This is a genomic window from Bacteroides cutis (genome assembly GCF_900241005.1).
Lineage (GTDB): Bacteria > Bacteroidota > Bacteroidia > Bacteroidales > Bacteroidaceae > Bacteroides > Bacteroides cutis.
Genome location: NZ_OEST01000004.1, coordinates 98,039 through 110,190 on the forward strand (window position 1 = coordinate 98,039; position 12,152 = coordinate 110,190).

Below are 12,152 nucleotides of genomic sequence, written 5' to 3' on the forward strand. Positions count from 1 at the left end.
GAACATGAAAAACAAATTCTTGAGTATTTTCTTTTTTTTGACTCTTTGTGCAACAGGGGTTGTTGCTCAGAAACAGTCTCAGGTATTACCTGCTGATCTGGAAATTCCTTTGAGGTATGGAGCTGAACGTCTTGGGAAACGTCAGGATGCAGCTATGCGGAAATTCCGTGATAACCGTTTCGGAGCATTTATCCATTGGGGGCTCTATGCCATTCCCGGTGGAGAGTGGAATGGAAAGATATATTCCGGAGCTGCCGAATGGTTGAAGGCATGGGCGAAAGTTCCGGCAGATGAATGGTTGAAACTGATGGATCAGTGGAACCCGACAAAATTTAATGCCAAAGAGTGGGCTAAGATGGCAAAGAAAATGGGAGTGAAGTATGTGAAAATTACAACGAAACATCACGAAGGATTTTGCCTATGGCCAAGTAAATATAGTCAATACACAGTGGCACAGACTCCATATAAGAAAGATATATTAGGTGAACTGGTAAAGGCTTATAATGATGAAGGGATAGATGTACATTTCTATTTCTCGGTAATGGACTGGAGTAATCCTGATTATCGTTATGATATAAGGTCTGAGGAGGACAGTGTAGCTTTCAATCGTTTCCTCACATTTACCGATAACCAGTTGAAAGAACTTGCTATCCGTTATCCGACAGTAAAGGACTTTTGGTTCGATGGTACTTGGGATACCAGTATCAAGAAAAATGGTTGGTGGACGGCCCATGTGGAACGAATGTTGAAGGAAATGCTTCCTGGTGTTACTATTAATAGCCGTTTGCGTGCCGATGATTATGGTCAACGTCACTTTGATAGTAATGGACATCTGATGGGAGATTACGAGTCGGCCTACGAACGTCGTTTACCTGATCCGGTGAAAGATTTGAAAGTGACTCGCTGGGACTGGGAAGCTTGTATGACGATTCCCGAAAATCAGTGGGGATATCATAAAGATTGGTCCATAAGTTATGTCAAGACTCCTTTGGAAGTACTGGAACGTATTGTGCATGCAGTATCTATGGGAGGAAACATGGTTGTGAACTTCGGGCCACAAGCTGATGGTGATTTCCGCCCGGAAGAGAAAGAATTGGCAGAAACTGTCGGTAGCTGGATGAAGAAATATGGTGAAAGTATCTATGGTTGCGGTTATTCCGGTCTACCCAAACAAGATTGGGGGTACTATACCCGTAAAGGTGATGAAATCTATATGATTGTATTCAATGTTCCTTATTCAGGCAAACTGGTTGTGCGAACTACGAAGGGACTACAGCTTCTGAATGCTATCATGATGGATGGTGGCAGGGAGTTGGAAGTCGCAGAGACTACCAATAACGAGTACAATGTTTCCCTGCCCTCACAGAAACCCGGAGAGCCGTTTGTTGTCAAACTCAAAGTAACGGAAAAGGCAGATAAGGGGAATAAATACAAAGATGCCCTGACTTAATTCTAAAAAATATATAAAAAAGATTGATTAGATGAGGGTAATTCCTTAATTTGGGGTTCTTTGTTCAGAGATGAAACTATTACTAACCTTAAAGTAATTATAATAATAATGAAGAAAAATTTTTTACTGATTCTTTTCCTTTTGGTTACAGCTTGGGCTTTTGCACAACAAAACTTTAGCAAACCTGAGGTAAAAGCAATAATGAAACGCGTTGCCGACTGGCAAATCGCAAATCCTAACAAAGGTGCAGAACACGACGATTTGGATTGGACACATGCCGCTCTGTATATGGGCATGGTAGATTGGGCTGAGCTCACCGAGAAGGAAGATAATGATAATTCGTATTACAAGTGGTTGCTCAAGATAGGGCAACGTAACCATTTTCAAGTAGGAAAGTGGATGTATCATGCTGATTTTATTGCCGTTGGACAGCCTTTTATAGACCTTTATATTAAATATGGCAATAAGAAGATGGTAGCCCCTGTGATGGCTCGCGCCAACTGGGTAGTAGAAAATCCCGCTGAAACAACTTTGGAACTGGACTATAGTAAATTGGAAACTTTGGATCGCTGGTCTTGGTGTGATGCATTGTTTATGGCTCCCCCTGTGTATGCTAAACTGTATGCGTTGACCAAAGATAAAAAGTATCTGGATTTCTTGAACAAAGAATATAAAGCTACTTACGAGTATTTATACGATAAAGAAGAACAATTGTTCTATCGCGACCGCCGCTATTTTGGTAAGAAGGAAGCAAATGGTAAGAAGGTATTCTGGGGACGTGGTAACGGCTGGGTACTTGGTGGATTGTCGGAGATTTTGCAAGTACTTCCTGAAAATGAACCTTCCCGTGAGTTTTATAAAAATCTGTTTGTCTCTTTGGCTACCCGTGTTGCAGGTTTGCAAAGTCCGGATGGATATTGGCATGCCAGTTTGCTTGATCCTGTATCTTATCCTTCTCCGGAAACCAGTGCGACAGGTTTTATTGTCTATGCACTTGCGTACGGAGTGAATGAGGGATTATTGGATAAAGCAACATTCCTTCCCGTCATTCAGAAAGGATGGAATGCATTGGTCGATGCGGTAGAACCGGATGGCAAACTGGGATATGTACAGCCTATTGGCGCAGATCCACGTAAAGTGACGCGTGATATGACGGAAGTTTATGGAGTGGGTGCATTCTTGCTGGCAGGCTGCCAGATTTATAAAATGGTAAACTGACAATACTATGAGAGTTATTTATTGGATTTGTCTGATTGTTTGTTTGTTATCAGGTAGTACAAACATTTCTGCACGTGAAGTGACAACTTTTAATAACGGTTGGGAGTTCAAGAAAGGACCGTTTAGTAAAGAAACTATGCAAGCTACCCGTCAATGGGAAAGTAAATGGGAGAAGGTACAAATTCCCCATACCTGGAATGCTAAAGATATGCAGATACGAACAAATGCCTTCTATGCAGGTGAAGCCTACTATCGTAAAAAGTATCTGTTTCCCGAGGACATGAAGGGGAAACGTGTTTTCTTGCGTTTTGAAGGTGTAGGCTCTTGTTCAGAAGTTTATGTCAATGGTTATCTGGTAGGTACACATAAGGGTGGCTATTCGGCTTTTGTATGCGAAATTGGGGGGCAGGTGAAGTTTGGCCAAGAGAATGAAATCATTGTAAAAGCCGATAACACTGCACGTCCCGATGTGATCCCGGTCAATCATAGTCTGTTCGGTGTTTATGGTGGTATTTATCGTCCTGTGTGGCTGATAGTGACTGAACCTTGTAATATTGCGGTTACTGATTATGCTTCCAGCGGTGTATATATAACCCAGAAGAATGTTTCAAGGAAATCTGCTGAGGTGACGGTGAAGGTTAAGTTGGACAATGCTGCATTGGTTCCTGTTCCGTTAATATTGGAAAATACTATTTATGATGCCAAAGGAAAGCTGGTGAAAACACATAAACAAGCTTTTGAATTGACTCCGCAAGGTATGCAGGCCTATTTCTCTACATTTAAAATGAGTAATCCGCATTTGTGGCAGGGGCGTGAAGATCCTTATCTGTATAAGGTGGTATCGCGTTTGTTGCAGAATGACCGGGTGATCGATGAAGTGGTACAGCCGTTGGGGTTACGTAACTATGAGATAGTAGCTGGAAAAGGTTTCTTCCTAAATGGTAAAAAATATCCGATGTATGGCGTCACTCGCCATCAGGATTGGTGGGGGCTTGGTAGCGCTTTGAAGAATGAGAACCACGATTTTGATTTGGCAACTATTATGGATGTAGGTGCCACTACTGTACGTTTTGCTCATTATCAACAGTCAGAGTATCTTTACTCACGTTGTGATACGTTGGGCTTGATTATTTGGGCGGAAATTCCTTTTGTAAATCGTGTGTCGGGACAAGAATGGGAGAATGCCCATCAGCAAATGCGTGAATTGGTGAGACAAAGTTTTAACCATCCTTCTATTTATATTTGGGGTACTCATAACGAGGTATATCATCCTCATGGCTATACTGCCGCTTTGACGCAGTCTCTCCATGACCTTTGCAAAACGGAAGATCCTGACCGTTATACGGTATCGGTTAATGGATATGGACATGCTGACCATCCGGTTAATCAAAATACCGATGTACAGGGGATGAATCGATATTTTGGTTGGTATGAGAAGAAAATTCAGGACATCAAGCCTTGGGTGGAAAAAATGGAGAAAGACTATCCGTGGCAAAAACTGATGCTGACGGAATATGGTGCAGATGCAAACATTGAGCATCAAACAGAATATCTGGGTGATGCGCTGAACTGGGGAAAACCGTTCTATCCGGAAACTTTCCAGACTAAAACGCACGAATATCAATGGAGTATTATAGCCCAACATCCCTATATTATTGCCTCATATTTGTGGAATACGTTCGATTTTGCAGTTCCAATGTGGGAAAGAGGGGGAGTTCCTGCACGAAATTTAAAAGGATTAGTTACCTTTGACCGCAAAATAAAGAAAGACTCTTATTTTTGGTACAAAGCGAACTGGAGTAAAGACCCTGTACTTTATCTAACACAACGTCGTAATGTAAATCGTGAGAAGAAGGAAACCTCTGTAACAGTGTATTCCAATATTGGTACACCTACGGTTTATCTCAATGGAAAAGAATTGACTGGCGTGCGTAAAGGTTATACGGATGTGCATTATATATTTGATAAAGTAATTTTGAACCAGGGGAAGAATATTCTGAAAACAACCGTTTCTTATCAAGGTAAGGAGTATACGGATGAAATAGAGTGGGTATACAATGAGGAACACAAACGGGAGACGGATTCCTTTGAAAACAAAAAGGAACACGCCGGTTGGTAATACTCTTTTGAATATGAATAGTTTTATTATTAATTTTATTTCTAACTTTAAATTTAAAAAAGCATGAAAAGTATTAAGTCATTGCTGTTAGGTATGTGCGTCATTACTCTGTGCGCATGTTCTGCTCAGACCTCTACTGTGCAAACAAACGACAAGGGTACTCAGTGGACTTGGGACAAAGGAACAATTGTAGTCCAGACTCCTGAACGTCCTGCTGATCAAAAAAGTGTAATCGGAATGGCTCTTCCGAAAATGGAAGTTGTCCGTGTGGGATTTGTTGGTCTTGGTATGCGTGGCCCTGGAGCAGTGGAACGTTTCACTCATATCCCCGGAACTCAGATTGTTGCTCTTTGTGACTATGAACAAGCTCGTGCTGAAAGATGCCAGAAATTTTTGGAAAAGGCATCTCTTCCTAAGGCTGCTGTTTATTCAGGCGAAAAAGGATATGAAGAGTTGTGTAAGCGTGACGATATAGATTTAGTTTATATTGCTACAGATTGGTTACATCACTTCCCGGTAGCTATGTGTGCTATGGAAAATGGTAAGAATGTGGCTATTGAAGTTCCTTCTGCCATGAACCTCAAAGAGTGTTGGGATTTGGTTAACATGAGCGAAAAGACCCGTAAACACTGTATGATCCTTGAAAACTGTTGTTATGACTGGTTCGAAATGAATACTTTGAACATGGCACAACAAGGTGTATTCGGTGAAGTTATCCGTGCGCAAGGAGCTTATATTCATAATCTGAGTCCGTTTTGGGATCATTATTGGAAGAATGGTGAGAATGATAAATTAGGCTGGCGTCTGGACTTCAATATGAGACATCGTGGAGATGTATATGCTACTCACGGTCTTGGTCCTGTGGCACAAGCTTTGGATATTCACCGTGGCGACCGTATGCAGACTTTGGTAGCAATGGATACTAAATCTGTAGTAGGTAAGGCTTTGGTAGAAGAAAGAGCAGATACTGCTTGTAATAATTTCCGTAATGGTGATCATACTACTACTTTGATCCGTACTGCTAATGGTAAGGTTATTGAAATTCAACATAATGTAATGACTCCTCAACCTTATAATCGTTTGTATCAGTTGACTGGTAGCAAGGGGTTTGCTAACAAGTATCCTATTCAAGGATATGCTTTGGACGCTGATCAGATGTCAGCTTCGGGAGTAGAACCTAAGGTGGATGATTTGAATTCACATAGCTTTATGTCTAAGGCTGATATGGAAGCTTTGGTAGCGAAATATCAACATCCTATTTTAAAGAAATATGGTGAAATGGCTAAAGAAGTAGGAGGTCATGGTGGTATGGACTTCATCATGGATAGCCGTTTGGTGTATTGTTTGCAAAACGGTTTGCCTTTGGATATGGATGTATACGATTTGGCTGAATGGTGTTGCTTGGCTGAACTTGGTGAACTTTCTATGGATAATAATTGTGCTGCTGTTGCATTCCCTGATTTTACTCGTGGTGAATGGAATGTAGTGAAAGGCTATAAGCATGCATATGCAAGTCCTGAAGATGAAGCAGCTTCCATGGAGAAGGCAAAAGCATTTACTGCTAAACTGAAGGAACAAGGTGCTAAGGAATGGGCACAGGAAGCAAAGAAGTAATAAACGGATGCTTGAGAAGTAACAAGCAGTCGAGACTTAAATAAATAGAAAAAGGCTGAACCCAAAAGACTTTTTGGAGCTCAGCCTTTTTTTTCTTGTTTTTTATTTTGTCTCAAGCAATGTAGCGATAGTGCTTATGATTTCTTTATTAGTCCGGTCTCCTCCATAGCCTTTGATTGTTTTCCGGATGATCCGTTGTTTATCCAGTATAAAAAATTGGGGAGCGCTACCACCGGTTTGATAATCTTGAATAATTTGATCAGTGGCAGTCAGTATGGTATAATTTAATTGCTTTCTTTCAGCATAAGCCTTGACGGCACTTTCTCGACGGCTCCAGCTCTCAATAGCCACAATATCTACTTTCTCATCATAATAATGAGTCTTTATTTCTTTCAAGAAAGGAACTGCCGCTTGACAAGGTCCACAACCTATGCCTGTAAAACAAATGATAAGAACTTCACTTTTAAAATCGTCCAGTGATACGGGTTGGCAGTCCGGATTGTTCAATGTCCATGTCGGTGCAGGTTTTCCCGTTAAATCACCTTGCTTTATTTTTTCCTTACTTTGATTCTTATTCTCTTCAACTGTTCTTATTTCGTAATCTTTGGGTATATACTTCATTACGTCAAAATCTTTCAAAGAAAATGTGTTGAATTCTGCTTCTATACATTCTTTGACTGAAATGTCATGCGACATGTATCGCCGGAGTTTATAGGGTAGGTTATTACTTTTACTTATCCAAAGTTCATAAATAGAAAGCGGGTCAACATAGAAGGGGGGGGGGAGGAATATGATAAGCCTTTCCAAAAAACTCTACTTGTTCTTCTTCATCAATCGTCAACTTGAAATAGTAGTAATCTTTTTTTTCTTTCAGTTCATATCGGATATGATCTGTAGTATTAAATGTATATATTAGTATATTTTTACAGAAATTGAAAAAGGGAGGGTTCACAAGCCGGAAGGGTAGAGGTCTGAATGTAAAATCGTCTACGATTACCCCTTTATTCTCGTGGAAGAAATCAAACTTTTGATTACCGTCGTATGCAAACTCTATCTGTCCAGATTGTACCGGATTGCCATATGTATATACACAACCTACTGTTGTGTCTTCTGGGTTGTCGATCTCCTGACAAAGTATTTGATAGACAGAGAGTGGAAGTGTATCTCCCGGTTGCCAATTTTCGGATTGGCAGAGATAAATTGCCGATTTTATCTTATTTAAATTGGCAAGTACTTCTTTCAGATATTCTTTGGAACCTTCTTGTGCATTCCCCGTTAATGGAAGAATGCATAAGAAAGCGTAGAATATGAGTTGTTTATTAATTCCAATCATTTGACTATTTTCAGTAATTCTTTTTTCATTGTTTCAACTCCTGGAAAACCTGTTTGCTTGTATTTGATGTTTCCTTCACGGTCAACAATCAGGTAAGTGGGCACACCTCTTACCTCAAAACTCTTGCTCAGATAGTCCCATTGGGTTTGTGTCAGGCGGTAGTGTTCGCCGTGGATGTCAGTAATCATATTGTTCCATGTTCCTAATGGGGAAGTTTCGCCGGTGATATACAGGTAAACAATATCCTTGTCTTTCAATTCCTCTTTCATGGGAATCATCGCTTTATTTGCCATACGGCATGGACCGCACCAGGTGGCCCAGAAATCTACCAGAAGAACTTTACCTCTGAACTTGCTGATGATAGAAGCAAACAAATCTTCATTACTCACTTCACCTGCTTCGTTTATGGTAAATCCGGTCTTTTTCTTGTTGGCTTCGATTTTGGCGAGCAGTTTGTCATTGGCTACAGTCAACATTTCCTGATAAGTTTGTGGTAAAGCGGAAATACTTATTTTATCTTCTTCTGTGAGAGGGTTATACTCTTTGATTTTACGGTAGAGGGGAGTTACTTGGGCTACATCGAAGAAAATGCCTTTGTCTGTTCCGCATTCTTTGGCGATTTTTTCAATATCGCGAGAATAGATTATAACCAGATAGTAATACATATCCGCCAAAATAGATTGCGGTTCATTCAAATAGTTTATGTCGATGTTTGCAAGATAGTCTGCCGGATATTTCTTCATAAGTTCCTGAAAAAAAATTTCTGCTTCTTCGCGTTTAATGTTTCCGGAGGCTATGGCAGCAGAAGTCATTGTACTTGCAGCACCTCGTAGTGCAGCTACTATAGACATTTTATTGTTGATACTCAGTAACTCGTGAGTGGCTTTACTTACAGGTAAATTGTCTGTTTTCCGCTGAATGCTATCCACTTGTTGTAGAGTGTATGCTTTAAAATCGGTGAAACTCATACCGTTTATAGCCTTTAAATTACGGAAATTCAGTTCCCGTAGGTCAGGAGTATATACCTTTTCACTCATTTCTTGTGCTGTGGCAGCCAATGGACCGTTAATATAAAATAGCTTATCACGGTTTTTCTCCAGTTTGTGGAATTTGGACTGTTGGCGCGAAAGTTCACGTAGGTTGATGTATACTTCGGTTTCCTTGCCGGGTTCCATAAAGAATACGAGCTTATTATTACTACCGGGCAGATACATATTACATTGAGTGGTTGCTGCTAAAATAATCTCCTGATTAAAGTTGCCTTCAGCATCTATAGTCAATGGTACTTGGGATACATCTCCTTTGACGCTTTCAAACAACATTATGTTTATAGGACGTGAGAACATTCCGGTATGATACTCCAGCAACTTACCTTTTAAAGTTCCTTTCCCATATTGGATGACAGGTTCGGGTAGTCCGAGATTTTTGTCGATTTTGTGTACTACCGCATTCTTGGGTAATACCAATGTTGGTAACTTCTTACCTTTAAGTTGTATACCCCAAATACTGTATCCGTTGTCTACCTTTTCGCCTTCCGTGAAATCAATGCTGGTAATTGTATCAGGTAAGGGAGGAAATACCAACTGAAATTCAGCTTCGCCCGATTCTGGCATCCAGAATTCTTTGTCCGGTGTGATACCTATCCCTGAACGCAAGAGATAAGTTTCTCCATTATTGTCTTTCAAATAACTGCTCGAAGCTATTTTTATCCAGTATTTAGGCCGATAATTGGCATAAATATGAAGAATAGTAGCGGTGTCGCTCAATACAATCTTACTAACTTCGATAGAAGTGTTGTTTCTTACGCAGAACGGGGGTTGCTCTATAACCCTGTTTTTGGCTTGGAGAGTACAGCATAACAACAAGCCGATGATAATTGAAAGTGTTTGTCTCATACTATTTTGATTTTTTCTCAAAAGTACGAAAGTTTCGTATGAACATGCTTCTTTCAACGTTAATTGATGCAAAATCAAAAAGGAACTTACAGTGAAACGGCTTTTTCTTCGCTTTTGTATTTTTTATACTCTTCAATCACGTGTTTTCTGCTTCGGAGTATCTGCCATCGATAAACCAGACAGGTTGTAATGAAATAGAAACCTGTTTGTAGCCACAAGGCTTGATATTCGAAAGCTACTTCATTGAGTGTAGTCCCCATACTGTTAATGCGTACATATCCGTTGATTCCGAATGTCGAAGGGAAGATATATGAAAAATATCTCCAGAATGCGGGCATGGCTGTCTCTGGCCATGAAATACCGGAAAGGAAAAGCAAAGGTACGGATGTAAATACAAATAACAACATACACGTTTCCCGGTTACGGATGGCGATGGAGGCCGTCATTGCAAAGAAAATACAAGCACCCAAATAGGGTAAGGTAAATAAAGTCAGCACTCCGGGGATAGGTATTTGGTTGAGGCTGAATAGGCGAGGTACTACACATAAGATGTATACTGCCACAAGTGAATATACCATGAAGTAGCTCAGGCCTTTTCCCATTACAATTCGTAGAGTACCGTTGTAATGTCGGTTGATAGGTACTAAATCTTTGAAACGGTTATGTTCACGGGCGGTTCCTACAGACAATCCGATACCCAACAGTAAAGTTTGCTGGATAATCAATACCAGTACGGCAGGTATCAGGAAAGCGGCAAAGCCATTGGTAGGATTGAATAGCGTGACATCCTCATATTCTATCGGATAGGCAGTTATCTCATCCTGGCGGTCGGTAGTGTTTCCGGCACGTTCAATCTTGATATCCGCATTCATCTCTAAAGATACGTTTGTATTAGTGTTCAGTAAAGCTTTATAGTAAAGCAATCCGCTCATATCACAGAAAAGACTGACCTGAGTCTGCTTACCACGCGCTATATCGTCACTAAAATGAGTCGGAATATAGATGATGCCATACGCCTTCCGATCTTTCAGCATCAGTCTGGCTTCCTCCATGTCGGCGCAATAAGTCACGATATTCACTTCGGGACTGGCATCCACTTTTCGCAGGTATTCGCGGCTTAATGCACTACGTGAGTTGTCCACTACCACAGCAGGTACTTCACGGATGGTTTCGTTGGTATAGATAAATGCGTATATCAACGGATACACTATAGGGACAAGTACAAAGAAGATAAGCACACCCTGGTCACGAAAGGTCGTACGAAATTCCTGTTTCCAGATATAGAACATATCATAGATACCTTGAACAACTTTCTGTTTGAACGTCAGATGCTTCATTACGGTACGTATTTATAGTAAATTAATGCTTCTTTCAGCCGATGAGCTATAAGGAATGGAAGCATCATGAATATAAGTAAAGCTACATAGTTCACCCATGAGTAAATCATCGGGTAACCATTGAGTGCTTGGTCTACATAGATGAGGAAATAATGACGCAACGGGAACAGATTTGCCAATCCTTGCAGTACGGGGTGCATCGCCATGGCAGGGAATGACAGTCCGCACATCGAAAAAGAAAGTACTCCCCAGAGTGAGGCAAAACTAAGTCCCAATCTCAAGGTAGGCAAAGTACCAATCATCAATACGCCCATGCCTTGCGATGCCAATACCAGGCAAAGCGTAGCAAGTAACATCGGAAGGATGCCACTGTTGCAGGGGAAATGCAGATATCCATATAAATATACATTATATAATATACCCATTAAAAAGAATATCGCTGTATGCGGTAACAACTTTCCGGCAAGGGAAATCCAGATGGAATTGTTACCCATGCGCAGCCACTCGCGGGCGCTACGATGCTTAATCTCTACACCGATGGAGTAAACTGTAATCATAAAAATAAGTAACATTAACACACCGGGGGCAAAGGTGTTGCACAGATATACAGAATAATTCAACCACGGGTTGTTGAGTGGGTGTGTATCTATGACGATGGGTTGGAGAAATGCCATAGCTTGGTCTTCGGTGGCGCCTTTGGCGTACAAAGCGGTGCGTGCAGCTGCTCCTGATGCCAACTCGCTCATCATCTTCATATCCTTAAACAAGAGTGAACCGGCAATAAGCAAGGTGTTGTTGGTATAAAAAGAAACCTTAGGTTGGCGTTGTGCCTGTACTTGGGCGGTAGTACCTTGGGGGATATAGAAAAAACCGTAGATTTCTCCTCGTTGCATGGCGGTACGTGCATCGTTGACATTAGGATAATGAGCTATGACGGCTGTCTGCTCAAAAGCGTCCAGGTTGCGCACCAGTTGGCGGGTGGTAGATGTCATATCCTGATCTACCACACCTACAGGCATATCGGTAGGTAGACCGGAGTCCATAAGTGTAGTGAAGAATATATAACAGAACAATGGTGCAATAACCATACAGAACAGGTAGAGTGGGCGGGAGACGAGACGGCGGCATTCACGTTTCGCCACGTTCCATAAGGCTATATGTTTTTTATCTCTTTCCATTACCACTT

9 protein-coding genes are annotated in these 12,152 nt (G+C 41.1%); 4 read left to right on the top strand and 5 right to left on the bottom strand.

Going from position 1 to position 12,152, the window contains the following annotated elements; translation table 11 throughout:
* The first annotated feature begins 4 nt into the window (after positions 1–4).
* From C1A09_RS10065 to C1A09_RS10080, 4 genes are all read left to right on the top strand, one after another.
* Entirely contained in the window at positions 5–1,450 is a 1,446-nt protein-coding gene (locus tag C1A09_RS10065) for an alpha-L-fucosidase (protein WP_101543634.1), read from the top strand.
* A 108-nt stretch (positions 1,451–1,558) separates the two neighbouring features.
* A complete protein-coding gene (locus C1A09_RS10070; protein WP_101543637.1) occupies positions 1,559–2,668 on the top strand; it encodes a glycoside hydrolase family 88/105 protein in 1,110 nt (369 codons plus the stop codon).
* A gap of 7 nt (positions 2,669–2,675) precedes the next feature.
* Positions 2,676–4,787, top strand: a complete 2,112-nt coding sequence (locus C1A09_RS10075; protein ID WP_101543639.1) for a glycoside hydrolase family 2 protein — start codon at positions 2,676–2,678, stop codon at positions 4,785–4,787.
* A gap of 63 nt (positions 4,788–4,850) precedes the next feature.
* A complete protein-coding gene (locus C1A09_RS10080) occupies positions 4,851–6,401 on the top strand; it encodes a Gfo/Idh/MocA family protein (RefSeq protein ID WP_101543642.1) in 1,551 nt (516 codons plus the stop codon).
* A gap of 102 nt (positions 6,402–6,503) precedes the next feature.
* Here C1A09_RS10080 and C1A09_RS16535 read toward each other — a convergent pair whose 3' ends face one another.
* From C1A09_RS16535 to C1A09_RS10100, 5 genes are all read right to left on the bottom strand, one after another.
* Positions 6,504–7,097: a TlpA family protein disulfide reductase gene (locus C1A09_RS16535; RefSeq protein WP_245875004.1), complete on the bottom strand. Its 594-nt coding sequence runs from the start codon at positions 7,095–7,097 to the stop codon at positions 6,504–6,506.
* A gap of 67 nt (positions 7,098–7,164) precedes the next feature.
* On the bottom strand, positions 7,165–7,734 hold the full coding sequence (locus tag C1A09_RS16540) for a hypothetical protein (RefSeq protein WP_245875006.1): 570 nt from the start codon (positions 7,732–7,734) through the stop codon (positions 7,165–7,167).
* Positions 7,731–9,629 carry a TlpA family protein disulfide reductase gene (locus tag C1A09_RS10090; RefSeq protein WP_101544210.1) on the bottom strand — a complete coding sequence of 633 codons (1,899 nt, stop codon included), beginning with the start codon at positions 9,627–9,629 and terminating at the stop codon, positions 7,731–7,733. The genes C1A09_RS16540 and C1A09_RS10090 overlap by 4 nt, the downstream gene beginning before the upstream one ends.
* Positions 9,630–9,715: 86 nt before the next feature.
* The gene (locus C1A09_RS10095) at positions 9,716–10,966 is read right to left on the bottom strand and encodes an ABC transporter permease (RefSeq protein ID WP_101543645.1); all 1,251 of its coding nucleotides are present in this window, start codon (positions 10,964–10,966) and stop codon (positions 9,716–9,718) included.
* Positions 10,966–12,144 carry an ABC transporter permease gene (locus C1A09_RS10100; protein ID WP_101543647.1) on the bottom strand — a complete coding sequence of 393 codons (1,179 nt, stop codon included), beginning with the start codon at positions 12,142–12,144 and terminating at the stop codon, positions 10,966–10,968. Before C1A09_RS10100 ends, C1A09_RS10095 begins: the two co-directional genes overlap by 1 nt.
* Between the last annotated feature and the right edge of the window lie 8 nt (positions 12,145–12,152).